Source organism: uncultured Chitinibacter sp. (assembly GCF_945957625.1).
Classification (GTDB): domain Bacteria; phylum Pseudomonadota; class Gammaproteobacteria; order Burkholderiales; family Chitinibacteraceae; genus Chitinibacter; species Chitinibacter tainanensis.
This window is the reverse complement of the sequence record NZ_CAMFLP010000001.1, coordinates 333,110-358,697: the sequence shown is the minus strand read 5'-3', so window position 1 is coordinate 358,697 and position 25,588 is coordinate 333,110. Positions and strand designations below refer to the sequence as shown.

22 protein-coding genes and 1 pseudogene are annotated in these 25,588 nt (G+C 52.2%); 7 read left to right on the top strand and 16 right to left on the bottom strand.

Annotation, left to right across the window (positions count from 1 at the left end):
• Nucleotides 1-37 precede the first annotated feature (37 nt).
• The 10 genes and pseudogenes from QV747_RS01670 to QV747_RS01630 form a co-directional block, all read right to left on the bottom strand.
• Nucleotides 38-3,595: a glycosyltransferase gene (locus QV747_RS01670; protein ID WP_273428034.1), complete on the bottom strand. Its 3,558-nt coding sequence runs from the start codon at nucleotides 3,593-3,595 to the stop codon at nucleotides 38-40.
• Between the two features lie 72 nt (nucleotides 3,596-3,667).
• A pseudogene (locus QV747_RS16575) lies at nucleotides 3,668-4,297 on the bottom strand (glycosyltransferase family 2 protein); the annotation flags it as partial.
• 142 nt (nucleotides 4,298-4,439) lie between these two features.
• Nucleotides 4,440-5,435 (bottom strand): hypothetical protein, encoded by a 996-nt coding sequence (locus QV747_RS01665; RefSeq protein ID WP_273428037.1) that lies wholly within the window; start codon nucleotides 5,433-5,435, stop codon nucleotides 4,440-4,442.
• The gene (locus QV747_RS01660; protein ID WP_273428039.1) at nucleotides 5,419-6,750 is read right to left on the bottom strand and encodes a radical SAM protein; all 1,332 of its coding nucleotides are present in this window, start codon (nucleotides 6,748-6,750) and stop codon (nucleotides 5,419-5,421) included. Before QV747_RS01660 ends, QV747_RS01665 begins: the two co-directional genes overlap by 17 nt.
• Nucleotides 6,729-7,844, bottom strand: a complete 1,116-nt coding sequence (locus QV747_RS01655; protein ID WP_273428041.1) for an iron-containing alcohol dehydrogenase — start codon at nucleotides 7,842-7,844, stop codon at nucleotides 6,729-6,731. The genes QV747_RS01660 and QV747_RS01655 overlap by 22 nt, the downstream gene beginning before the upstream one ends.
• A 9-nt stretch (nucleotides 7,845-7,853) precedes the next feature.
• Entirely contained in the window at nucleotides 7,854-8,960 is a 1,107-nt protein-coding gene (locus tag QV747_RS01650) for an FkbM family methyltransferase (protein WP_273428044.1), read from the bottom strand.
• Complete coding sequence (locus QV747_RS01645) at nucleotides 8,950-10,110, bottom strand: DegT/DnrJ/EryC1/StrS aminotransferase family protein (protein WP_273428046.1); 1,161 nt, start codon at nucleotides 10,108-10,110, stop codon at nucleotides 8,950-8,952. Before QV747_RS01645 ends, QV747_RS01650 begins: the two co-directional genes overlap by 11 nt.
• The gene (locus QV747_RS01640; RefSeq protein ID WP_273428049.1) at nucleotides 10,091-10,501 is read right to left on the bottom strand and encodes an FdtA/QdtA family cupin domain-containing protein; all 411 of its coding nucleotides are present in this window, start codon (nucleotides 10,499-10,501) and stop codon (nucleotides 10,091-10,093) included. The genes QV747_RS01645 and QV747_RS01640 overlap by 20 nt, the downstream gene beginning before the upstream one ends.
• A 43-nt stretch (nucleotides 10,502-10,544) precedes the next feature.
• Nucleotides 10,545-11,678, bottom strand: coding sequence for a Gfo/Idh/MocA family protein (locus tag QV747_RS01635; protein WP_273428051.1), 1,134 nt, complete (start codon nucleotides 11,676-11,678; stop codon nucleotides 10,545-10,547).
• Complete coding sequence (locus QV747_RS01630) at nucleotides 11,678-12,877, bottom strand: acetyl-CoA carboxylase biotin carboxylase subunit family protein (protein ID WP_273428053.1); 1,200 nt, start codon at nucleotides 12,875-12,877, stop codon at nucleotides 11,678-11,680. Before QV747_RS01630 ends, QV747_RS01635 begins: the two co-directional genes overlap by 1 nt.
• A gap of 394 nt (nucleotides 12,878-13,271) precedes the next feature.
• On the opposite strand from QV747_RS01630, the gene trpS reads away from it, so the two are divergent.
• The 5 genes from trpS (at nucleotide 13,272) to QV747_RS01605 (ending at nucleotide 18,786) form a co-directional block, all read left to right on the top strand.
• Nucleotides 13,272-14,282 carry a tryptophan--tRNA ligase gene (trpS, locus tag QV747_RS01625; protein ID WP_273428056.1) on the top strand — a complete coding sequence of 337 codons (1,011 nt, stop codon included), beginning with the start codon at nucleotides 13,272-13,274 and terminating at the stop codon, nucleotides 14,280-14,282.
• Nucleotides 14,283-14,394: 112 nt separating this feature from the next.
• Nucleotides 14,395-14,889: a DinB family protein gene (locus QV747_RS01620; RefSeq protein ID WP_273428057.1), complete on the top strand. Its 495-nt coding sequence runs from the start codon at nucleotides 14,395-14,397 to the stop codon at nucleotides 14,887-14,889.
• A gap of 126 nt (nucleotides 14,890-15,015) precedes the next feature.
• Complete coding sequence (locus QV747_RS01615) at nucleotides 15,016-17,301, top strand: NADP-dependent malic enzyme (RefSeq protein ID WP_273428060.1); 2,286 nt, start codon at nucleotides 15,016-15,018, stop codon at nucleotides 17,299-17,301.
• On the top strand, nucleotides 17,298-17,552 hold the full coding sequence (locus QV747_RS01610) for a PhaM family polyhydroxyalkanoate granule multifunctional regulatory protein (RefSeq protein WP_273428061.1): 255 nt from the start codon (nucleotides 17,298-17,300) through the stop codon (nucleotides 17,550-17,552). The genes QV747_RS01615 and QV747_RS01610 overlap by 4 nt, the downstream gene beginning before the upstream one ends.
• Before the next feature lie 7 nt (nucleotides 17,553-17,559).
• A complete protein-coding gene (locus tag QV747_RS01605; protein WP_273428062.1) occupies nucleotides 17,560-18,786 on the top strand; it encodes a murein transglycosylase A in 1,227 nt (408 codons plus the stop codon).
• A 97-nt stretch (nucleotides 18,787-18,883) separates the two neighbouring features.
• Here the strand turns inward: QV747_RS01605 and QV747_RS01600 are convergent, their stop codons facing one another.
• The 4 genes from QV747_RS01600 to QV747_RS01585 all read right to left on the bottom strand — a co-directional run bounded on the left by QV747_RS01600 (nucleotide 18,884) and on the right by QV747_RS01585 (nucleotide 21,111).
• Nucleotides 18,884-19,369: a dihydrofolate reductase gene (locus tag QV747_RS01600; RefSeq protein WP_273428064.1), complete on the bottom strand. Its 486-nt coding sequence runs from the start codon at nucleotides 19,367-19,369 to the stop codon at nucleotides 18,884-18,886.
• Nucleotides 19,366-19,677: a hypothetical protein gene (locus QV747_RS01595; RefSeq protein ID WP_273428067.1), complete on the bottom strand. Its 312-nt coding sequence runs from the start codon at nucleotides 19,675-19,677 to the stop codon at nucleotides 19,366-19,368. Before QV747_RS01595 ends, QV747_RS01600 begins: the two co-directional genes overlap by 4 nt.
• Nucleotides 19,678-19,828: 151 nt before the next feature.
• Nucleotides 19,829-20,530 carry a peptidoglycan DD-metalloendopeptidase family protein gene (locus QV747_RS01590; RefSeq protein ID WP_273428069.1) on the bottom strand — a complete coding sequence of 234 codons (702 nt, stop codon included), beginning with the start codon at nucleotides 20,528-20,530 and terminating at the stop codon, nucleotides 19,829-19,831.
• Nucleotides 20,530-21,111 carry a DUF1415 domain-containing protein gene (locus QV747_RS01585; RefSeq protein ID WP_273428073.1) on the bottom strand — a complete coding sequence of 194 codons (582 nt, stop codon included), beginning with the start codon at nucleotides 21,109-21,111 and terminating at the stop codon, nucleotides 20,530-20,532. Before QV747_RS01585 ends, QV747_RS01590 begins: the two co-directional genes overlap by 1 nt.
• Before the next feature lie 171 nt (nucleotides 21,112-21,282).
• On the opposite strand from QV747_RS01585, the gene QV747_RS01580 reads away from it, so the two are divergent.
• Nucleotides 21,283-21,567, top strand: coding sequence for a hypothetical protein (locus QV747_RS01580; protein ID WP_273428077.1), 285 nt, complete (start codon nucleotides 21,283-21,285; stop codon nucleotides 21,565-21,567).
• 73 nt (nucleotides 21,568-21,640) lie between these two features.
• A complete protein-coding gene (locus QV747_RS01575) occupies nucleotides 21,641-22,528 on the top strand; it encodes a hypothetical protein (protein ID WP_273428079.1) in 888 nt (295 codons plus the stop codon).
• On the opposite strand, the gene QV747_RS01570 is transcribed toward QV747_RS01575, so the two are convergent.
• Both QV747_RS01570 and metE read right to left on the bottom strand, forming a co-directional pair.
• Nucleotides 22,515-23,027 carry a GAF domain-containing protein gene (locus QV747_RS01570; protein ID WP_051258687.1) on the bottom strand — a complete coding sequence of 171 codons (513 nt, stop codon included), beginning with the start codon at nucleotides 23,025-23,027 and terminating at the stop codon, nucleotides 22,515-22,517. The genes QV747_RS01575 and QV747_RS01570 overlap by 14 nt on opposite strands.
• 134 nt (nucleotides 23,028-23,161) lie before the next feature.
• The gene (gene metE, locus QV747_RS01565) at nucleotides 23,162-25,558 is read right to left on the bottom strand and encodes a 5-methyltetrahydropteroyltriglutamate--homocysteine S-methyltransferase (protein ID WP_273428084.1); all 2,397 of its coding nucleotides are present in this window, start codon (nucleotides 25,556-25,558) and stop codon (nucleotides 23,162-23,164) included.
• Nucleotides 25,559-25,588: the final 30 nt, after the last annotated feature.

Below are 25,588 nucleotides of genomic sequence, written 5' to 3'. Positions count from 1 at the left end.
TCCCTGCTCCGGATAACTTTAGGAAAAAAATGAAAAATTATTGTCCAAACCAAGCACGACACCATGCCGCAGCGGCAGCCTGATCCAACATCCAGTTGGCGCGCACTTCAGCCTGCAAGCGTTGCGCCATATCTAGGCGCAAGTCGTGATTTGCCAGCATCAAGCGGATCGCATCCACCCAGTCTTTGAAGCGGTTTTTCACCCGCACTACGGGCATATCACCTTGATAAGGTCCAAAGTCCGTACAGACCACTGGGTATCCGCATGCACCGTACTCCAATAGCTTCAGATTGCTTTTGCAGCGATTAAATAAATTCTCTTCTAGTGGCGCGATCGCCAGATCCAGATTCAGCGCAGCGAGCTTGGCCGGATATTGAGTGATTTCAACCCCGGGGTGAAACTCTTTCACATATGGCTGCAGCGCCTCGGGACAATGACCGAAGAAAACCCAATCCACTTCGTTGGCCAGCTCTGCCACCACATCCGCCACCAAGAGCAAATCACCCGTATGCCCCACACCACCAGCCCAACCCACGCGTGGTTTACCCTCACCCAACAATTTAGGCGTTGCCGCAAAACTCCACCAACTAGGCGGCAAACGATTAGCCGCCACCCTAATGTCAGAATGAAAACCTTGCAGGGCCTCAGCCAGCGGCGGCGTACTAACCACCAAGCGATCACAATACGACAGTGCTTTGCGCAAACTTGCGGCCATGCCTTGCGGCATTTCATCCCGATGCAGGCTTTTCACCGGTAAGTTGAGAATGTAATCATCCAGCTCGAACACGATCGGGCAGTTGGCCCAGGCTTTATAGCGCGCCAGACTGGCGATCTGCTCGGGCGAGATTTGGCGCTGCACTAGTATTAGATCGGGCTTGATCCGTTGCAGATCACAGACCGAGAAGTGCTCAAAACCGACACCACCACGAATAAAGCCCGCCTGCTCCATCACATGATAGGGATGAATCAAGCGATAGTAGCCGCAGCCAAACTCATCGGCCGGAAAGACCAAGGCCTTCGGCAAGCGACTCCAGGCCAATAGATCGGGGCCAGCCAAACGATTGCGCTCAAGCAGGAATTGCCCAGTGCGCTGAAAGTTTGGACTATATAATGGGTCGTTAGCGAATAAATCGCGATAGCGCGGAATGAGTGACGCAACATCATTCAGCTCAAGTGCAAAGGGTATATCCGTAGAAGCTATGGCCACCGGCTCCCACAGGGCCATACCCCCATTAGCAAAACTTGCCATTTGCAATTCAATCAACTGCAAGGGCCAGATTGCCGCACCACTGAGTACATCAGCAAAGAGCACGTCGCGGTGCATTAACACGCAACGCGGATCGAGCAGCAGCGATTGCTGCAAAGCTTGATTACGCTGCTGATAACCTACTTCAGCCACTGGCAGGGCTTGCAGAGGCGATTTGATACCGTCATCAAATCCCGCCACCAGCGGGGCCCCCGTATTACGCCCCTGCCCATCTACCAGCCGGGGAGCAACCCACTGCGCATCATTCATCGCCATGGTCGAGAGTAACATCGGCATGCATTCTGGCTGATTGATACACACGTCGCCGGCAATATAGGCCAGCCACTCAACCTGGCTCGCCATACTGCGCAACCACGCAAATACATCAAATTCAGCCGGACACGATAAAATTTGCAGCTGCGGATGGGCAATATCGCTCAAAGACTGCACTGCAGGCGCCACCGCATCAGCACCTCGATCCAGCACCACTACAACTGCGGGCAAGCCAGCGATACCAGTTAATAGATTTTCAATACTAGTGAGCAAGCGTTCAGACTCAAGCCCAGCTTCGATCGCAATCAAGGTCTGACTATCAAGCGACTTCGCCACCATGCGCTGCACACCATTGTGATTCAACGGCTGGCCGAGTTTATTGCGCAGCTGATAATAGTCTTGCTGCAACAACTGGCTGTAGTCCGCATCAGCCTCTAGCACTCGTGCTTGGTGATGCAGCACAAATGGCAAATGGGCAATCGCCTTCGCCCCATGCTGCAAAAAGACCGACAATACCACCAACTGCCACCAGCCAAGGTGCGGGGCCTGTAGGAGCTGCGTATCTAACGCCAGAGTTTGCAAGACCTCGCTTGGCACAATCAATGAGCGGCCAAGATACGCTGTACCGAGCTGAAATAATGCATCAAATTGCGCCCGGAACTGCGGCGAATGGCAACGGCCCGTCGGGTCAATTTGGTCGGCATCGAAAGTCAGCAGCGATTTAAATTGCGTGAGGTGCTGATGCGCCAGCAACAGCAAGGCGTGCTGCTCGAATGTATCGCCCGCAGTAAACACCCCTACCAGCCCATCAGCAGGTAGCGCCGCAATGGCCGCATCAAGCTCAGCCCATTTCAGCCAACGGATTTGCTCAGAATTAGCTGGCGTAGCATCGCGCGCACTCACCACCCAAACTTGATGCTGCTGATAGTACTGCGCCGCAATCGATTTCAAGCTTGCGACCAAGGCCTGATCATTCAACTCGCTGTCCGTAATCACGACCGTGAACTGCGGCAGTGCAGCGCCGCGCAAGCTATCAGCATACGCATCAAGCTCAGCCTGATTTAGCTTACGTTTACTGAGGAATTCTCGATAGACTTCTTCTACAGTCGGCTGCGGCGGCACCTCTAAAGCCGCCAGCTGAGCTTGTCGCTGCGCCTTGATTTCAGCCAGCTCAACCGGATACCGACCATAAATCCGCCGATACAAGACTGGGAATTTGGCCCGATTTTGACTCGTCATCTGATCGGAGGAACGTTGACGGCGCTGCCGCACTTCAGCTGTCACTTGCTCAATGTGCACAACGTCAGTGCGTTCACTGAGGCGCAGTAACATATCCCAATCTTCAAACGATGGCAGCGATATATCAAATCCGCCCACTTGCGAAATCAATTCGGCGGGATGGCTCCAGGTATTAACCGGGATATAGTTATGCACCAAGAGACGTTCGCGCGAAAAACCTTGATGGGCATATAGATTTTGGCCACCCAGTGGATAGCGAACCCCATCAATCAAATCTTCCTGGACCGTAATCGAATCGGTATACACCAAAGCCTGCGGTGTCTTTTCAAACTGTTGCCTCAATATCGCTAGATGATCTGGTAGATAAAAATCATCATCATCCAAATAGGTAATGTAGCGCCCACGAGCAATCATTAAGCCCGCATTTCGCGCAGCAGAAAGACCACTATTTTTTGCTAAGCGCAGATATGCAATAGTTAAGCTCGGAAAATCTGCCAGAACCTCTTCAACGGGCGAGCCACAGTCGTTAACCAAAACCACCTCAAAGTCAGCCATGGTTTGTTCCGCCAAACTTTGCAATGTATCGCGCAGCATGGCCGGACGATTGTAGGTGGTTAAAACAACCGAGAAAAATGGCGCCTGTTCGGTTTGCGAGCGCACGAGCGATACAAAACCATTGCTTTGCTCGGGTGCAAAGAGTTTATGGCGGACACCTTCTATTCGGTCACGGAAGCGTTCAACCACCTCGAGTGGATACTGAGCCAATCTGCCGTCAAATAATTGCCAAATGTCGACTGCGGCTTTTCGCAATCGCGCCCAAACATCTGGAAATGACATATTCATTTCCAAGATTTCAAGGTGCTCAACTAAAGGGCGCTCTGAAGTATAAAAATTTTGCGATACCTGCCCACCATGAACCCGATAACCCACAGTTGCTTCGCTTAAAAAGGCAAAGTCAGGGAAACTACGTGCCACACGGATCCACATTTCCCAATCACTAGCCTGCATATCAAGGCGAGCTAAATTACCATCAGCTAAGCAGACTTGTTTGGCCTTACTAAGACGCAACATCACTGCCGAAGGCGTGATGTAGTTATCAAAGCTCAACAAGTCGATAACTTCATCCCTCCCACCAACATAGCTTGATTGTTTATGGCCAGGATGGATTGCATATTGCAGAATATGATTGTTGGCATCGATCCAATTGCACTGCGAGAAAGCCAATGCACACTGCGGGTTAGCCTCAAGAGCGGCTGTTAGCTTAGCTAAATGCCCGGGATATAAAATATCGTCCGAGCCCATCACAACATAGTATTTTCCTCGCGCAGAATGAAAACAACGATTGCCATTTTCATTTTGCCCCAAGTTTTTTGGATTAACTGACAGTTTGAAGCGTGGATCGACACTAAATTGCTGCAAGAGCGCCACACTTTGATCAGTCGAACAATCATCATGAACAATTAATTCAAAAGAAACCCCTTCTTGCGCTAGGACTGACTTTACTGTTTCAACAATAAACCGTGCATTGTTGTACGACATAATGGTCACAGTCACTAGCGGAACTGATGCCGAATCTAAACTGGTATTGTTAAGCGTATGTTCAGTAGTCATTGTATTCTCAAGATGGGCATTCTACTTTGTCAAAATAAAGCAAAGTCATATAATCTTTGTTTCAGCACCACTACGACAATCGATGCAATCCTTTTTGTGCACATCGAACACAAAGTGCATTGCGTGCTGCGACATATTCAGAAGAAAAACATTGATCAAAACTTATGCTTGTTTTAGCCAGTTCATCGTAAAGCGAACACAGCTTCAATGAAAAATCACCAGCAAAGATTGGAAACATTCGCCGCGAAAGACAGCGCTGATGATCTGCATATGACGCCGAATCTACCTCAACCGCAGCGCCAGTTAGTTCCCGATCAAAATACCACGGATATTTATTCTCAAAATACACTCGCTGCATTTGCAGGTCATCCATGACCATTTCCCGAGCTAACATTAGATAGATTTTTTCAGATCGACTGAGAACTATGCGAGCTTCAGTGCTAGCGACAAATTCGTATACAGTCGGAATTGGAAAATCGAGCAAATTTATCTCTAGCGATTGTAGTTTTTTTATACCAGAGAAGTCCCAACTTTCTAAATTGCGGGGATAGTAAGTAACTTTGGTATGAATACCATATACAGCCCCCGAAAGTACCGATTCAATTTTATCCACAAGAAGAGGCTCATCGATCAAAAAGTCAACACCACCAACTGTTGGCATCTTGATCAAACGACTTAAAACTAAGGCCAAAAAACCCGCATCAAAATAGGTCCAGCCACGAAAATCGATTACCGCACGGTTACGTAATGCGTGTAGATGATTTAAATAATCGATATCTTTTTGGAAGCCATGAGCAATTAGCATTGCCTCAATTTTTTTCCGCGCACCTGGGCTTGCCACCAGCACAAAGATGTTCTGCTTAACCAATAAAATATTGTCTAATTCTTCAACGTCAACAAGATCATGCCGAATACCGGCTCGCAGAAGAATAAAAGCATATTCGCTTGCCGTGACGCCAGAACCCACTACATAAATGCACTTCTCTAGCTGAATTTGGGCCAAATATTGCAACCAAGACAGATCAATAGGCCTTGAGAAAGCGGCAAAGTCAGAGTCGTACAACACGACGGTCTCCACTTTCCTCATCGATTTTCACATTCACATCAAAAAAACGATGAACCCCATGATTCATACACTTTGTACAAAATGGTGAACCATTACGCATAGCGATTAAATCTTCAAGCGACGTTTGACGAAAATCTACACCACCGCCTACTAATGGGCGTTGCATATTACAGCAGTGCAAAACCTTTGCATCCCAAGTCACAGTTGGAAACGCATTAATAATATGACATTTGCTATCCTTAATAGTTTGGCAATACGCCAACTGATCATCTAAGGAAAAAATCAAATGTTCAGATGCCTGTCGCATCACCTCAGGAATTTCTTGTCGATTGACGGCATACTGATAAACCTGCCCTGGGAATATATGCGCAACAATTGGAATTAGCGAAAACCCTAACTCTTTAGACAATTGCAACATGTAATCCAAGTCTTCATACAAGTTGTCATTATATAAGTGATACATAATCCGAACATTGTAATCGAGGTTATGCTTGCTTTTAATCTCTGCAATTCGATACAAACCTGCTAAATAATTATCCCAACTCCCACCAGTCCTGCCGCGCTCATAGCGGGCGCCGACACCTGCACAAGGCGCAACAATCTGATCCGGCTCTGCCAGCAGAAATTCATCCAAATACTTGTGAAAATCAAGGTTTGTTGAAACTTCACAAGCGACACCATGCTCACGACATGAACGAACAATTTTAGCGATATCAGGGTTAAGCAATGGCTCCCCCCACGTATATAACGCCAGTGAGTTCATTAATGGAATCTCAGTCAACATCTTGCTGAGCACTTCAGTGAACAAGGCATGACTCATATGACCTCGCCCTTTATTGGCGCTTGGTAAACCCATGTCACAAGTCTTACACTGAAGATTACATTTTCCCTCAATTTCTATTGTTGGAAAAAATCGGCAAATATCCAGCGGCGTAAATAGATTAACATATCGTTGCAACCCTGAATTCGCCGCTCGCTCTAAAAACCCTCTCTTCCACTGTCGATCTTTTGTGCAGATAATGAGTAAATCATTATTTAAATCCAACATTTCAAAATACTGGTTTGGATCAATGACATCGACACCATGCCTTTTTTGCCCAGCAAACCTTGAATCTAAAAATGCGGCGACCTTCATTCCCAAAGCGGACAAACGACGCGAAAGCCCGATCCCCTCTAGATTCACTGAAAGCAAAAAGATTCTTTTGCCAGCAGCTAATTTTAAAAAATCATCGCTACTAACTGGTGCTGATTCAATCTTGGCATCATCACGCAAAACTATGCCCGAACTCTGAATCACTTTAAGAGGAATTTGCATAGCACATTTACCTCTTCTGGATTGAGATTAGGGCAATATTCTTGAAGCTGATTTTTAAGCTCTGCTAATTGAGGGATTAAGTTGCAGCTAGGTTCGTTCACAAGTTCAAGATTTCGATAAAATTCAGTGATCGCTGAAACAGCCTGCTCTCGAGACAAATTCTCTTGTTCAGGCCGAACGTTCAAGCACCTAGCCACCATGACAAGACGATCAAGTGGATGCCGATCAAAAGACAGCACAACCCCCATAACCGTTGCAATACTGATGGCATGAGAGGTTCCATTCAAGCTGGCTAGTGCATGTGCGACTTCATGTACAAGCCAGCTAGTTTTTACACCTCGGGACAAAATACCCGATGAGCTTAGACTACCTAACCAAGCTAAATCCGAGAAATTTTGGTGGCTTGGGGCAACAGCATGCAAACTTAACTCTGCAGCAATGCGCAGATAATTCAGACTCATCGAATCTTGAATCAAGCTTGGTGTCCGTTTAACTAAATACTGATCAATAATATGCGAGACTACATCTGCAATACCAGCCCGATAATCATGGGAACTCAATGACGAAAACAAAATAGGATCATGAACTGCAAACCTAGGATAGCTATGAATACTAAAGAATGATAATTTTTTAAAGCTGTCTTGCTCCATAAGCACGAAAGCATTATTTCCTTCTGATCCAGAACCTGGCTTAGTACATATCAAGCCGAACGGTATTGTTTGTTGCCATTGGCTTGGGGGTATTGACGGCAGTTGCTCGACCGAAAGCTGATTGCCAATACAAACCGCCAATGCTTTTGTAGCATCCAATATCCGACCACCACCAAAGCCAAGAATAAAATCTGGTCGTGAATCAATTGTTTGCGCGGCATGCTCAACAGAGCTAAAGGTTGGCTCCCCCTCGTCGAGCTGTAGAAAACTTAAACGTAGATCTTGATGTGCCGTTTTAATGGCTGATAGGAACGCATCTTCATAACTTGAAAATGTCAGGCCATGTATCACCAGCACGTTACCCGAGGAAGGGAGTTCATACCCGATTCGCGCTAGTGCGCCCTCACCATGGATTAATTTTATTGGATTAAAGCTATAAAACATCACAAAACCTCATGACAAAGTCCGCGCAGAAGCCTCGGGCACAAAAAACATCACCGTTTCATAAATAGATTCGGTGTAATGGCGAATATAGATCCTATATTGAACACCAAAGGACTGAATTAGAGCCGGTATTTTCCAAAAATCTCCGGCACAATGATAGATCGCCACTGCAATCCGTGGGTGATATTTTGTGATAACATCTCGCGCACCCAGCAAGACTTCTTTTTCCGAACCCTCTACATCAATTTTAATAAAACTAGGCACCTCCATTGAAAATGAATCTAAGCACTTGACCTCAACCACCCAACAACCTGCATTCCCTAGTTTTGTTTCGGAGCCTGCGGAATCCGATCTAAGTTCACCTACAAAATCTGACAAGCCACATTGATTAAAATAAATTCTCTGCGCCGATTTTAAACGTTCACGACACTTCTGCATATTCGCAGCATCAGGCTCAAACAAATAGATAGCTGCATATTCTGGACAACGCTGTATAAACTCTTGGGTAGTAAAGCCGTCGTAACCACCAACATCAACAAATACTTCGCCTGCAGGTTTCAAATTTAAAAAATCTTCAAAATATTGACATTCTTCACGCGACTGAAATCCACGCAAATACTGAATATCTTTGGTCACACGAAACTGAATTACCTTTTGAAAAACTGCTTTAGACTCAGCATCAGCTAAAGCATGGTAGACTTCAAGATATCTAGATGTATGACTGAGAAAGTCGGCAACAAAACCTTCATTAAACCTAATTTCAGGCAAAAGTTTATTAGCCATCACAGAGAAAGCAAAAAAATCTAAATTTCGAACTCCCAGCTCAGCTAATCGCTTCTGAGCCGTAAGCACTCTTCCACCAACCGCATTAATAACCAAAGCGCCATTGGGAATTTCCTCCACTCTGATGATAGGTACGCCCTCATAAGAATCATCCAAACAGTAATCATCAATAACACCATCTATATCAAAAGCTTCAATCAAACTCTTTGCATAAATATTGCGCCCAAACACAAATCGCAGTTGCGCACCAACAGAGCAGAAATCAGCACAAAATTCCTTTGCTGCGTCGCTCCAAACATAGTCATTTAGGCTTTCAAGCCACTCAAGATCCACGACCACTCACCCATGCAGAACTAGCGACAATATCATTAAAAAAAAGCGCAATCTTTTTACAAATAAACTCTATATCAGAATCAAGTAAATGCGACCCAATTGGCAGACTGATCACCCTACGCGCCAACCGCTCAGCCATAGGAAAGTCACCTACCTTATAACCTAAACAGTGATAAGCCGTTTGCAAATGTGGCGGTGTCGGATAATGCACCAATGTTTCAATGCCTTGCTCAAACAAAAATCGCTGCAAATCATCACGATATTCACATTGCACAACATACAAATGCCACACAGGGGCACAATTTTCTCGGATCAAAGGCAAGCGAATAGCCAAGCCACTTAAACGGCTTTCATAAATTCTAATTTGGCGAGATCTAGCTTCAATTTCATTTTTCAAAAAAGGTAATTTTACTTTAAGAAAAGCTGCTTGCAGCTCATCCATTCGACAATTTCGGCCCAAATCATCATGCTGATACTTCTTGATCGAGCCGTAATTTCTTAATGACTTCAAGCGCAATGCTAATTGAGCATCATTTGTAGTCACCGCCCCTGCATCACCTAAGGCCCCAAGATTTTTCCCTGGATAAAAACTAAAAGTAGTCGCGGTACCGATAGAGCCCACTTTATGCTCAAACCATTTTGCACCGTGTGCCTGAGCTGCATCTTCTAAAACAGGTATGCCATATTTACTGGCCAGCGCTAAAATCGCCTGCATATCTGCAGGCTGGCCATACAGATGGACAGGTATAATTGCTTTTGTCTTTGCGTTTATCGCACCCTCAATTTTATTGACGTCTATACAGTAGGTATCTGGGCAAACATCAACAGGTATAGGTGTCGCACCAAGCTCTGAAACAGCCAACCATGTAGCTATGAATGTATGCGCAGGCACAATTACTTCGTCGCCAGGCTTGATACCCCAGGCTTGCAGGACCAAAACTAAAGCATCTAACCCGTTACTAACACCAATCGCAAACTGAGCGCCAACATAATCGGCAAACTGAGCTTCAAAAGATTCGAGTTCCTCACCAAGAAGATACCAGCCACGCTCAATCACCCGAGCACTTGCCAATTTGAAATCTTTGGCATAGGGCGCATTAATTTTTTGCAAATCAAGAAACTTGATCAATTTATCGATTGCCCTCTGCATCTATTTCCCGTCTGAATTGATCATAATCGCGGATATAATCATCGGCATCATAGTGTGCACTTGCTAGCACCATCAAAACACAATCGGTCGAAAAGTCGTACATCTCCCGCCACACCATGGAATCGACAAGCAGGCCTTTTTCTGGATCATCAAGCAATAACTTAATACGCTCTTTGCCATCGTCAAGCAAAAAGTGGCACGACCCTCGCACCGCAACTACAAGCTGCTGAAGATTTCTGTGCGCATGCATGCCGCGGCGAACTCCAGGCTTAGTCGCAAATAGGTAATAAACCCGCCGTATTGCGAAAGGAATATTTTTTTGGTCCTCTAAGGCAACCAAAGACCCGCGCTCATCACCATGCACTTGCAAATCAACAGTAGTAACTTTCATTCGCACGCCTTTTTGGAAAGCTATTTTCACAGCACCAGCAGATTCAAGCGCCACTTGACTCTAGCTTAGTATTCACTTTGGCAGCAGCTTTCGCCATTGCACTCAAAAACTGCAAATTATCTACCGAGTAGTCAGCCCCAAATAGCTCATAACTACTCCAGCAACCTTGTTTCTTATAGTCTTTCAGCGCCACAGCAATATTCAAATACAAGTTTGCGAAAGCCTCTACGTAACCCGCAGGGTGCCCGGCTTTGAATCGACAATTTTCAATCGCAGCTCCTGCATCCATGTCATAGCCGCGATCAATAAATTCAATCCGCCCGTCACGATATGCAATTTTTAACTGCTCTGGATCAGTTTGAACCCACTCAATACTGGCATCAGACCCATAAATACTAATCTTTAGACCATTCCGCTTCCCTAAAAAAGATTTGCCAAAGTTAAATTTACCAAACACCTTATCTTTATAAATCACAGAACTGTCCACATAATCAATTACATCAGTAAAATGACCAAATGATTGATGATGTGCAGTTATTTCTTCAGGTGCCAACCCCAGCAAATAATGCGATATCTGGTGCAAATGCGAGCCCAAATCCAAATAGATGGTTGGGATCTCCCCATCACTCAACCGCCATGGCTGAGGCTGAATTGTTTTACCATCAGCAGTTACACGTACATACCCTTCTTGTGGCATTTCTGCATTAAAGTGACACAAGCGGCCTAATAGACCGTTTTGAATACGTTGCCTCATCTCGCGCAAGGCTGGATATCCAGTGTAGTTATACGTTGTAACCAGAAATCCATTCTTTGCCACTACAGCCGCACGGATAGTTTCAGCATCGGCAACTGTACTCACTAGCGCCTTTTCACAGATCACCGGGATCTCAGCCTGAATTGCTGCCATTACGGGTTCAAAATGGGCTGAAGTAGGCGTCAAAATAACAACTGCGTCAATTTTTCCCTTTTCTAAACGATAGAGATCCGCAAAGTCAGAGTAGATGCGATCTGGACTTACTCCGTACGTCTGTGCGCTTTGTTGGTTAATCTGCGGGTTTTTACTAAAGCAACCAGCTACCAGTTCAAAAACCCCATCCATATTTAAAGCAGCTAAGTGAGCACGCCCAACCGCAGAATTCACACCACCGCCAACAAAAGCAAGCTTTAATCGGCTCATCAGCAGTCTCCAGCGTCTAGTTGCATTCCTAGCTCAGGACTCATGAAACTTCCTTGAAATCGACCCGCCAACCGCGGGGTTTGCTCTACCATCTCGGCAAAGCTACTCACTTCAATAAAAGCAATAGCTGCCTTACCAAATGGGGCTGCCTTCACAATCTGCCCAGCTTCGAGCAGTGGAAAAACTTTAAATCCTTTCCACCCATCTAACTGAGTATTCACGCCTATAAAAATACTATCCTTTGCCTGGCTGAGCGTATGACGCATCCAGAATCGCTCAACAGCTGAAGGCAGAACACGGGTTGATTGCCCAAGAAAGGGGGCAACATAGTGTTGAAGATAGGCTTGCCCGGTCGAAAGGTGGATTAAGTGATAGTAAAGGTCACCAGGGCAGCGGCGCATACTCTCTATTAATATCGGCCCATCGGGACTAAACATAAATTGGGTATGCAGTAATCCGTCGACTAAGCCTAAACTCTGCACCATCTGTTGGATAAGCGCGCGAAGCTGCCGGCGCGCTTCTTGTGGCAATTGCGACGGATGGTGAGAGCAATCTACCTGATAGGGGTATGCTTGACAGTATTCATCAACAAAGAAATCAAGTGCTATTTCGCCTGCTTGAATGAATGCCGAATGGCTATGCAAGCTACCCTCAATAAATTGCTCGACCACATAGCGTTGACTCCGAGACTCTTCTTGCGCCTCCGCGATGGCCACGTCTAAACCAAGCGGACTAAGCACCTTAGTGACGCCGCGACCACTGAAGCTATCCACAGGTTTAACTAACACTGGGTATTGGATCACCTCGCGTTCAAGTTCTAGCTGCCAAACACGCGGGACTGGTAGGCCCGCAGCATGGGCAAAAGTGCGAAAACTGGCCTTATTTGCAATCACCTCAATGTTATTAGGCGCATCAAATCCCGGCAGCCCTAAACTGTTTGCGACATGGGCTGCAGACAAATAAGCATAGTCATTACAACTAGGGCACAGATAGCCAAAGCCCTCTCGCTTGACTAAGGCTAGTAACTGCTCGTGGTTTGAATAATCAAGCTGATAATACGCATCGGCCTGCGCCACACAGGGATCGCTAGGATGGTTGCCACAAACAGCGACTGCCCAACCAGCTGCCTGCAGCGTGTGCAAAATGGGTACCGCACTAAAACTTGTACCCACCAAAAGTACCCAACTGGATTTCGACATAAATACTTCTTAAAATTTGACTCATTCAGCAATGCCCAAGCGACAGAGAAAGCAGCCGGATTGCAAAGCAAATAAGCCATCATACAAGAACACAAAAGGCGGCACTAACAAGCTGTCAGCCTTGTTGCATTGATTTATGTCCATTCTCAGTGTGGCTACCTTGCGTATTAGCTGCATGACAGCGCTAACTTGACGACTTAACACGAGCTGGTGCATCATCAGGTTATGAATTCGAACATCCGCACCTTTTCATTTGCGTATTATTACCGGTGGCGCCCTTAGGCGGCACTAGTTTTGTTCGTCCAGACAAAACCTGCCGCCGGAAACGGTGACAGGTTTTTTGTTTTCTACCCCACCCTCTTCCGGCGGCTCAGCAAAATCCAGGAGCTGCATCATGACTACCCCCCAATCGACCGTTGTGGTCACCGGTGATCGCACCACCGGCCCTTTGCATTTGGGCCACTTTGCCGGCTCATTGCAAACCCGCTTGCAACTGCAAGATCAGCACCAGCAATTTATCCTGTTGGCCGATACTCAGGCACTGGCCGATCATCAGGGCGATTACCATGGTGTGCGCCAGGCTGTGATTGATATTGCGCTGGATTATCTTGCCGTGGGGATCGATCCACAAAAATCTACCATCCTGATCCAATCAATGGTGCCCGAGCTGGCCGAGCTCTCGTTTTACCTGATGAATCTGGTCACCGTGGCGCGGTTGGAGCGTAACCCTACGGTTAAAAACGAACTTCGCCACAAAGGTCAAGAACGTGATGTAGCCGCCGGTTTTCTCACCTACCCGATCAGCCAGGCCGCCGATATCACCGCCTTGCGTGGCACCTTAATTCCGGTGGGCGAAGATCAGCTGCCGATGATTGAGCAAACCAATGAAATCGTGCGCCGCTTTAATCGCATGGTGGGCAAACCGATTTTGCGCGAATGCGAAGCGCTGTTGTCAAACACCACCCGCCTGCCGGGGCTGGATGGCAAAGGCAAAATGAGCCGTGCGGCGGGCAACCACCTATCGCTCTCGGCCAGTGCCGATGAGATCACCGCGGCCGTCAATCGTATGTACACCGATGCGCAGCATCTCACCGTGGGCAGCCCCGGGCGGGTCGAGGGCAATGTGGTATTTAGCTTCCTCGATGCTTTTGACCCGGATAGCGTCAAAGTGGCCGAGCTCAAAGCGCATTATCAGCATGGCGGGCTGGCCGATAGCGTAGTAAAGGCACGCTTGAATGAGGTACTGCAAGCCCTGCTGGCGCCGATACGCGCCCGCCGCCAAGAGCTTGCCAAAGAGCCGGATGCGATTTTGTCGATGCTACTGTGCGGCTCGGCCAAGGCGCGACAAACCGCAGTGTTGACACTGCATAAAGTTAAAACAGCCATGGGCATGTACTACTTTTAATTGCTGAGTAGCTTGTCGTGGCAAGAATAGCTTTTGCGCAGATACCCATGCCGGTATCTGCCAGCAGACCATACAAACAATTGGCTTTCAGCCCATACCCCAAGGCAAAGAGATGAGTACACACTTTATGCATGCGGCGTTCGCCCACAAATCGGCTGCCACCCAAGAATTATTGGCGCAATTGCAACAGCATGGCGAGCAACTACCGCCCAAAAATCTGCACCTTGCTACGCGGCTGCTCAATCATCTGGCGGTGATCGATCAGATTTTCTTGGCGCATTTGCGCGGGGAGGAACATGGATTTACCGCCACCAACACCCCCGCAACACCAACCTTAGCCGAACTCATCGCTCTACAAACCCAGCTGGATCAAGCCTGGCTCGCGCTACTGGCCCAGCCCGCCTGCCAAGATCTCAGCCGGGTGATTGAATTTGTCTTCACCGACGGCAAGCCGGCACGGATGACGGTGGGCGACATCTTGCTGCATGTTCTGACCCACGCCAGCTACCACCGCGGGCAAATTGGGCGGATCATCAGTGAAGGTGGCAAATCACCGGTCAAAATCACCCCAGACATTCTCACGGGCTATTTGCATCGCACGACCTAAGCTCAGCTGGATTCACGGCCGCACTGCCGTGAATTGCTGCGCTGCGAAATAAAGCATTTCGGCAATACGCTCATCCCTCACTGCGACTAGAATGAAGCCATCACCACTCAGGGGCGCAGGTGCAGCATGGATGAAGAACTTCGTAAAAAAGCACTCGAATACCACCGCTTTCCCAAGCCGGGCAAGATTCAGGTGATGCCCACCAAGGCGCTCTCCAGCCAGCGTGATCTGGCGCTCGCCTACTCGCCTGGTGTGGCGGCGGCTTGTGATGCCATTGTGGCCGATCCAAGTGAAGCCCGTAATTTAACCTCGCGTGGCAATCTGGTGGCTGTGGTCACCAATGGCACCGCCGTGCTCGGGCTGGGGGATATTGGCCCGCTGGCCGGCAAGCCCGTGATGGAAGGGAAAGGGGTACTGTTTAAAAAGTTTGCCGGGATTGATGTGTTTGATATCGAAATCGAACAAAAAGACCCGGACAAACTGGTGGAGATTATCGCCGCACTAGAGCCCACCTTTGGCGGCATCAATCTGGAAGACATCAAAGCGCCCGAGTGTTTTTATGTTGAGCGCAAACTGCGCGAGCGCATGAACATCCCGGTTTTCCATGATGATCAACACGGCACGGCCATTATTGTCGGCGCGGCAGTGAAAAACGCCTTGAGCCTGATTGGCAAACAGCTGGGCGAAGTACGGCTGGTGGCCTCGGGCGCGGGCGCAGCCGCGATTGCCTGCCTGGATCTTTTGGTGTCGCTCGGGGTGAAACGTGAGCACATTATGGTGTGTGACTCCAAAGGCGTGATTCACACTGCGCGCGGGCCGCTGGATGAAACCAAACAGCGCTACGCCCGCGATACCGATTTACGCACCCTGGCCCAAGCACTCGAGGGCGCGGATATTTTCCTCGGCCTTTCTGGCCCGGGGGTGGTCACTGGCGAGATGCTGCAAAGCATGAATGCCAACCCCTTAGTGCTGGCGCTGGCCAACCCCACGCCGGAAATCACCCCGCAAGAAGCGCAGGCCGCGCGCAGCGATGTGATTGTATGCACGGGCCGCTCAGACTACCCCAATCAGGTTAATAATGTACTGTGCTTCCCGTTTATGTTCCGTGGTGCGCTGGATGTTGGCGCCACCACCATTAACGAAGCCATGAAACACGCCGCGGTGGATGCCATCGCTGAGCTCGCGCACGCCGAACAGTCCGATGTGGTGGCCGATGCCTATAGCGGCCAAGAGCTTTCCTTCGGGCCGGAATACCTGATCCCTAAACCCTTTGATCCTCGCCTGATTGTCAAAATCGCCCCAGCTGTCGCCAAAGCGGCGATGGATACCGGCGTGGCTACCCGCCCGATCACCGATTTTGCCGCCTACATCGATGAGCTGACGCAGTTTGTTTACAAAACCAATCTGTTTATGCGCCCGGTATTCGCTGCCGCGAAAAAGGCGCAAAAGCGCGTAGTGTTCTGCGAAGGGGAAGACGAGCGCGTACTGCATGCGGTGCAGGAAATTCTGGCCATGCAGCTGTGTGTACCTATTCTGGTCGGCCGGCCGCAAGTGCTGCAAAGCCGGATTGAAAAATTGGGCCTGACCATTCGCCCTGGCATTGATTTTGAAGTCTGTAACCCGGAAAGCGATCCGCGCTACCGCGAATATTGGCAGCTGTACTACAGCCTGATGATGCGCAAAGGCGTCTCTGAAAACCTGGCCAAGGCCGAGGTACGGCGCAAAACCACGCTGATTGGCGCGCTGATGGTGAAACGTGGCGAAGCCGATGCGCTAATTTGCGGCACCTATGGGCTGTATCAAAACCACCATCATCACCTGATGAATGTACTGGGCCCACGGCTGGCGACCCAAACCACGGCGGCGATGAATATCTTGCTGTTGCAAACCGGCAATATGTTTATTTGCGATACCTATGTAAACCAGGATCCAAGTGCCGAGGAGCTGGCCGACATCACCCTGATGGCCGCCGAAGCGGTGCGCAAATTTGGCATCGTGCCCAAAGTGGCGCTGCTAAGTCATTCCAGCTTTGGCACATTTGATACCCCATCGGCACGCAAAATGCAGCGCACGCTGGAGCTCGTTAACCAGCGCGCACCAGAGCTGGAAATCGATGGCGAAATGCATGGTGATGCGGCGCTATCCAGCGCCATTCGCCAGCAGGTGTTCCCGCATTCGCGCCTCAAAGGCGAAGCCAATGTGCTGGTGATGCCCAATCTGGATGCAGCCAATATCTCGTTTAACCTGCTGAAAACCACCTCGGTCGAAGGCGTGACCATTGGCCCGATCCTGATGGGGCTGGCGCAACCGGCCCATATTCTGACCCCGACCGCGTCGGTTCGGCGTATTATCAATATGGCCGCGCTGGCCGCGGTTGAGGCCACCACCCTTTCCAGTGGAGATGCTGCATGAGCGAATTCAATCCTGCCGATCCCTTCAGTTTTTTTAGTCAAATGATGAAGCCGGGCAGCAACCCTTTTCTGCCGCCGCTGTCAGAGGAAGAAATCGAGCGCAAGATCGCCGAATGCCGCACGGTCGAGCAATGGCTCAGCCTGCAGGTTGGCATGCTGCAAATGACGATCAAAACGCTGGAAATGCAAAAAACCGGGCTGGCCGCTTTTAAACAAGGGCTGGAGCCCAAACCGCCGGAATCCCACCTCTGAGAATGCAATGAAATTCACCGCTTTACCGTTCACAGCCAGCTTGCTGGCTGTTTTTCTTGCTGGCTGCGCCAGCACCGGGCCTAGTGCACCGAGCGTAGCCACCGCTAGCAATACCCCCAGCAGTCCCCCCCCCAGTACCTCTGCCAAACCCAGCACCAACAAGCCGTCTGAATCTATACCCGCTGCGCCGCGTTATCAGGCCCGCAGCTGGCAAGATCTCCCCAATTGGGCCGATGATGCTTTGGTGCCCGGCTGGCAAGCCTGGCTCAAAGGCTGCGCCAAACCTCGCACACCGTGGCTGGCTGTGTGTCAGGCCGCCCGTGCTGTCCCGCTGGAGCGGGCGGCGATCCGGCAATTTATCGAGCGCGAGCTGGTGCCCTATCAGCTGGCCAACGCCGATGGCAGCACCAGCGGGCTGATCACCGGCTACTACGAGCCGGTGTACCCCGGTAGCCTGAGCCGCAACGCGCAAGCCAACCAGCCGGTGTATGGCCCGCCCAGCGATATGATTACCGTGGCGCTGGATGAGGTTTACCCCGAGCTCAAAGGCAAACGCCTGCGCGGCCGGCTGGTGGGCAATAAACTCCTGCCCTACCCAGATCGCGCCGAAATCGTGGCCAAAGGGCTGAAAGCGCCAGTATTGGCCTGGTTGCAAGACCCGCTGGATGTGCAGTTTTTGCAGATTCAAGGCTCAGGCCGGGTACAGCTGCCCGACGGGCGCATGCTGCGCCTAGGCTATGCCGATCAGAATGGCCGGCCGTATAAGCCGGTGGGGCGCTGGCTGGTGGAGCAAGGCTTGCTGCCCGCCAATGAAGTCTCGATGCAGAGCATTCGCGCCTGGGCCAAGGCCAATCCGGCGCGGGTGGATGAGCTGCTCAATAGTAATCCGAGTTATGTGTTCTTCCGCGAGCTACGCGAAAGCGATGGGCTTAAAGCCGATGACGGCCCGCTGGGTAGCCTGAATGTGCCGCTCACCGCCGGCTACAGCATCGCGGTCGACCCGGGCACGGTGCCACTGGGCAGTTTGGCCTTTATTGCCACCACCCGCCCCGATACGGCCGGCGGTCTGCATCGCCTGGTGGCGGCGCAAGACACCGGTGGTGCAATTCGAGGCAGTGTGCGAGCCGACTTTTTCTGGGGCACCGGAGCGGCCGCCGGAGAGCTGGCTGGCACGATGAAACAAAGCGGGCAATTATGGCTGCTGTGGCCCAAAGGGATCGCGCTGCCGCAATAATGCGGCCGACAGCCTAGCTACAAAATAGGGGTATTACACGCCAAGCTAATTATGATTTAGCCTAGCGAGCAATACCCCTCTATATATTGAAACTGACTCAGCGACGCCGGCGATACGTGACAAAAGCGTAGTCGATGCCTTTGGCGCTGGTGTGCGCTTCGCGCGCGGTTTCCTGCCATTGCGCAGGGCTAAATTCGGGGAAGTAGGCGTCGCCATCGGGGCTCAGCGCCACTTCGGTCAGATACAGGGTATCGACCAGATCCATCGCCTGCCGATAAATCTCGCCGCCGCCAATCACAAACACCCGTGGCAACTCGGCGCAAGCGCCAATGGCCGCAGCCAAGCTCGGAAACACTTCGGCGCCCGGCGCCGACCAGGCGGGATTGCGGCTAATCACCAAATGCCGCCGGCCGGGTAATAAGCCTGGCAGCGACTCAAAGGTTTTACGCCCCATCAGCATCGGGCTGCCCATGGTGAGCTGCTTAAAATACTGCAAATCTTCCGGCAGGCGCCACGGCAAGCGATTATCGATACCGATCACCCGATTGACGCCCACCGCCGAAATAATGGCGACTTCACTCATGGATTGTCCTCATTCATTGTTTGCGCCACCGCTGGGCGCAGTTGCCACCACGCAGCAGCGCCCACCAGGCAACCGCTGAGCGTCACGCCCAGCGCCCACAACCAGGCGCGGCCGCCGGCGGGGGCTAGCGGCCACGTCAGCATGCCCGCCGTGACTTGGCAGGCAAGCAAAAGCCAGAAAACCATATACACACCCGGTGGCCAGGTGCCCCCGGCAAAATGGTGCAACACCAGCCCTAAAGCCAGCAGCAACAGCACGTGCCCCAGCACGGCCACGCCCAGTAAACGGGCAATCAAATGGGCAGGCATGCGCGCTCCATCAAATTCATTTAGCAACAAAAAAGCGCCCCATTGGCCAGCACTGGCCAGCTACACTGGGCGGCTCAGGATACCCGCCTAGGTATGGCCCGACAATCAAATCTTGGCAAGCACTGCAGGCCAATACCCAACGGAAAGAAGGCTAGCGGGCTGGCAATTGCTCCAGCGGGTTAACCGGCTTGCCATTAATCCGCACTTCAAAATGCAGCTTCACCCGGTCGGTGCCGGTGCGGCCCATACGCGCAATCGGCTGGCCCTGTTTCACTTGCGTACCTTCGGTGACCAAGAGGGTTTGGTTATGGGCGTAGGTGGTGAGCAGATCGCCAGCATGGCGAATGATAATCATATGCCCATAGGCGCGGATGCCATCGCCGGCGTACACCACTTTGCCATCGGCCGCGGCCAAAATCGGTTCGCCCTCATTGCCAGCCAGATCAATGCCTTTATTGCGCGGCGGGGCGTAATTGGCGATGACATTACCACTGTGCGGCCAGCGTAAATTCAGCACTGGGCGTGACGTGGCGGCCGGCGCCGGGGTGGCAGTCAACACCGGCCGGCTACTCGTGCCGGGGCGGCTGGTGGACTCGCCCCCCGTCACCTTCAGCAACTGGCCGACCTCGATATCGTTACTGCTGAGCTGATTCAGGCGTTTGAGCTGGTCTACCGACAGGCCGTGATTTTTGGCGATGCGAAACAAGGTGTCGCCGCCTTGCACGCGGTAAAACCCTTTTGGCGTGGGCCCAGTGCTAATCGGTGCGCTGCTTGTGCCGCAAGCCAGCAGTATGCTCGTTAATACCAAGAGCACCAAGCGCTGCAAACCGATACCCCAGCTCCAGCAGCGCATTAATGTTCCTGGCCAGCGCGCGAAGCCGACAAGCCCAAGGCCAGCCAGCCAGCGAGACCGATTTTTTCCAGCGTGGCAATATTGCGCTCGAAAATCGCCGCAGGCTCAGGGAAGGCCGCCACCGCGCGGGCGATGCTGTCTTCGCGCAGCAGATGCAAGGTGGGATATGGCGCGCGATTGGTGTAATTGCTGATGTCATCGACCTCGGTATCGGCAAACTGAAAATCCGGGTGAAAACTCGCCACCTGCAGTATGCCTTCCAGCTCATGCTCTTCTACCGCTTCGTCGGCGATTTCCAGCACTTCATTAAACACCGCAAAATCGGGGAATAGCGTGGGGTGAATCAGCAAGGTGGTATCCACCTGCTCGGGGTCGGCGGCGGCGAGAAAATCCAACTCGCGATCGAGATCTTCCAGAAAACCATCCAGATGCTTGGCCTCTGACACCACAATGCGCACTTGGTCTTTGACATACACCGCTTTGGCGAACGGGCATAAATTCAGCCCAATCACCGCTTGCTCCAGCCAATGACGGGTAGCGGCGATGACGGTTGCTGCGGTGGGTGCTGTCAAATCAGACATGGTATTCCTGCTTTAATGGCAAACTGGCTGGATTTTACCGTGCCGGCCGCGGCACTAAAACCCGCGCGGCGGAAAAATATGCCGGCTGTGTAGAACTACCAAACTGCACGGCCCGCCCTCACCGCAGGATTTACGCTTACCGATTGCCGACCATCACCGCAGGAACCCACTATGCCCAACACCAATGCCAATGCCAATGCCAATTCCAATGCCAACGATGCGCTGTCAGCCGCTATACAAGCCGCGTTGATTGCCGCTATTCGCCAGTATCTGCAACTGAATCCGCATGCGGCCGACACCGCCGAGGGCATCACCCTGTTCTGGCTGAATGAACTGCCGCTGCCACCTAGTGCGGCGCAGGTGGCAGATGCTTTGGCGGCCCTGCTCGCTAGCGGCGAAGTGGAGGCACTGCCCCTGGCTGGGCGGACAGTGTGGCGCCGAGCACGCGCAGTGTGAGCCTTATACTTCCCCCTGCCGTCATTTACAGGCAAGCTAGCACACTGATTCCCGCCCACTCGTGGAGAACAGCGTGCAAACCACTATTGCCCAGATGATTGCCCTCACTAGCTGGGGCAATGCCCTGCTGCAAGGCCGCATCGCACAGTCCAGCGACTTTTATCCGGGCAATAGCACGTTTCAGTTTTGTGCTGAAGTAGCGTTTTATGCCCTCGATCCGGCGACGGGCAGCTGGCCAAGCCAGCCACTGGCGCGCGATCGATTGGCCTGGCTGCAGCAGCAGGCCGATGCGGGTGTTGAGAAACTCAGCCTCAGCTACTGGCCATCGGGCCATACCGCCGAGCACACGACCAGCGACCGGATGGCAGTGGGCTTTGTAGGCGGAGGTGGACGCTGGTTGCTGTTGGCGCACTTTGCCGATGGCGTTGATGTGTGGGAAGCCCGCTGGGAAGTGGGCGAACGTCAGCGGGCTGACCGTAAAATCTGGCAGGTGCGCTATGGGCAGATCGCCCGCCGAGTGAGCGCACCGGCGAGCGAAGTCCTGGCGCTGCCCAAACTACGGGCCCTGCTGGCCAATCAGCTCACCGCACTCACCACCTTCGCCAGCGAACAAAAAGAGCTGGGCTTTGCCAAAACCTTTGCCCGCGCCTTGGATGATCTGAATACCGCAGCGGCACGGCTAGAAAGCAGCGATCTCACCCCACCCGGTGCGCTGAATCTGTCGGCCCAGCAATTATTGGCCGCCACCGAAACGGCGTGGGTCTTTGGCGGGATGGGCTCGTGGAATGATGTGGGCTTTGCCGGCGCTGAATACGATAACTATTGCCAGCTATCGGATGAACTCTTTGTGCTACTGACTCAGGCCTTGGTGCTGGTCGCCAATCACAATGCCGATTTCCCACGCAAGGCGCAAAAAGCCTGGTGGCAATTCTGGAAAAGCGCGGCGGCTACGCCGGCGTAGCGCGCAACAGCTCAGGCGTGCGCACGATCTCGCGCATAACCACATTGGCCATATCGCGCAGCATATCCAGTTCGGCTGCGCTCAGCGATTTGGGCTGAGGGTCAATCAGGCACAAAGTACCAATATGGCTGCCATTGGGCGCGATCAGCGGCGCACCGGCATAAAAGCGAATATGGGGCGCCCCCGTCACCAGCGGATTATCGGCAAAGCGCGCATCCAGCAGCGCATTTTCGATCACCAGTACGTCATCTTGCAAAATGGCATGCCCACAGAAGGAAATATCGCGTGGGGTTTCTTTGGCATCCAGCCCGCAAATCGACTTAAACCACTGCCGATTAACATCCACCAAGCTCACTACCGCAATTTGCACACGGAAAAAACTGGCCGCCGCGCGGGTGAGATTATCAAAACGCTCTTCGGGCGGCGTATCCAGAATCAAAAACTGGCGCAGGGTTTCAATGCGTAGGGCTTCATTGTCGGCCAGGGCTGGGGTTTGCATGGGCTCAATCCTGAGAAAGCCGGTAAGTTACCGGCGAGTAGATAGCCCGATTATAGCGCCTGTGCTGCAACGCGCCATGCGCTAAACCAAAAACTGTGCCGACCGCCACGCTACGGCGACGGTCGGCGTACCGCTTAGTGGCAGTGGCAAGCACCGCCCGCTGACGCCGTCGCTGGTGCCGGCGTTGGGCTCACGACCGACAGCGGCAAACCTTGCGCCAGCGCCGTACGCGCCTCATGCGTGGCGGCCAGCATATTACGTAGTGCCGCTTCGGTTTCGGGCCAGCCGCGGGTTTTCAGACCGCAATCCGGGTTGATCCACAAACGCTCAGCCGGAATCACCGCCAGCGCCTTGCCGATCAGGCGCAACATTTCTGTCACCTGTGGCACTCGTGGGCTATGGATGTCATACACCCCGGGGCCAATTTCATTCGGGTAGGCAAATTCGCCAAAGGCCTCGAGTAGTTCCATATCCGAGCGGCTGGTTTCGATGGTGATCACATCCGCATCCATCGCGGCAATGGCCGGCAAAATATCGTTGAATTCGGCATAGCACATATGAGTGTGAATTTGCGTAGCGTTGCCAACGACGGCAGCCGAAATACGGAAAGCCCGCCCAGCCCACGCCAGATAGTCAGCCCAATCGCGCTGATGCAGCGGCAAGCCTTCACGGAAAGCCGGCTCATCAATCTGGATAATCCCAATCCCGGCGTTTTCCAGATCTTGCACCTCATCCCGAATCGCCAGCGCGATTTGCGCGCATGTGGTGGCGCGCGGCTGATCATCGCGCACAAACGACCATTGCAAGATCGTCACCGGCCCGGTGAGCATGCCTTTCATCGGCTGTTGGGTCAGGCTTTGCGCATAGCTGGACCACGCCACGGTCATCGGCTGCGGGCGTGACACATCACCAAAAATAATCGGTGGTTTCACGCAGCGGCTGCCGTAACTTTGCACCCAGCCAAAGCGGGTAAAAGCAAAGCCCGCCAGCTGTTCGCCAAAATACTCCACCATATCATTGCGCTCGGCTTCGCCATGTACCGGTACATCCAGCCCCAGCTCGGCCTGTTTGGCCACCACCAGGCGAATTTCATCGCGCATCGCGGCTTCATAATCAGCGGCCGCTAGTTCGCCGCGTTTAAACGCGGCCCGCGCCGCCCGAATGGCCGTGGTTTGCGGGAAAGAGCCAATCGTGGTGGTGGGCAACAGCGGCAAATTAAAGCGCGCCCGCTGCGCTTGCTGGCGCACCGCAAACGGCGCCGCGCGCTGATCAATCTCGGCCGGCAAACTGGCCAAGCGCTCGCTCACCGCCGGATTATGGATGCGTGGCGATTGCCGGCGCGCCGCTTGCCCCGCTGCATTCGCTTCCAGCGCCGCCCGCACTGCGGGCTGATTAATGCCGCCATTAAGCGCTGTTTGCAGCACATGCAGTTCGTGCAGCTTTTGCCGCGCAAACGCCAGCCAAGATTTCAGCTCAGCATCTAGGCCATCTTCTTGCGCCAAATCAACCGGCACATGTAAGAGCGAGCAGCTGGGCGCCAGCCACAAACGCGCGCCCAGCTGCGCCTGTAGTGGGGTCAGCCAGGCCAGCGTGGCGACCAGATCATTCGCCCAGATATTGCGGCCATCAATCACCCCCAGCGACAGCGCCTTATCTTGCGGCCAATTGGCGGCAAATGTCTGGATTTGTGCTGGCGCACGCACCCCATCCAGATGCAGTGCCGCGATCGGTAGTTGCGCCAACAGCGCCTGATGTGCGCTGACATCGGCAAAATACGTCGCCAGCACAATCGCCAGCCCTTGCCCTGCCAAGGCCTGATAAGTTGGGGCAAACGCGGCCAGCCAGCTCGCCGACAGATCCAGCCCCAAGATTGGCTCATCCAGCTGAATTTGTTTCACGCCCAAACTCGCCAGCCGATTGAGCACCCGGGTATAGCCCTCAACGCAGCGCGCTAGCAGGTCTAGCTTGTCATACCCCTCTTGCTTGCATTTAGACAGCCATAAGAAGGTCAGCGGGCCGGGCAACACCGCCTTCACCGCGTGGCCCTGCGTCAGCGCGTCTTCCACTTCATGGAAAAACCAATCCACCCCACCGGCAAAGGCCGTGCTGCTGCTGAGCTCCGGCACCAGGTAGTGGTAATTGGTATCGAAATACTTGGTCATCTCCAGCGCAAACTGGTCGGTATTGCCGCGCGCCAGTTCAAAATACTGACCAAGGGTCAGCGTTTTGGCATTAAAACCAAAGCGCGCCGGCAAGGCGCCGAGCAAGGCGGCGGTATTTAAAATCTGGTCGTACCAGGCAAAATCGCCCACGGTCACCCAGTTCAGGCCCGCCTCGGCTTGCCAGCGCCAGTGCTGGCGGCGCAGCTGCTGGCCCACCTGCGTGAGCTCAGCCTCGCTGCTCTCGCCGCGCCAGAAGCGCTCCAGCGCAAATTTCAGCTCGCGCTGCGCGCCTATCCGTGGGAAACCCAGAATATGGCTGCTAACGGCATTCGTGTTGGCGTTGGCATTAGCTACATTAGTATTGCTCATCATTCTTTCCTGATTAATGAATGTGATTTG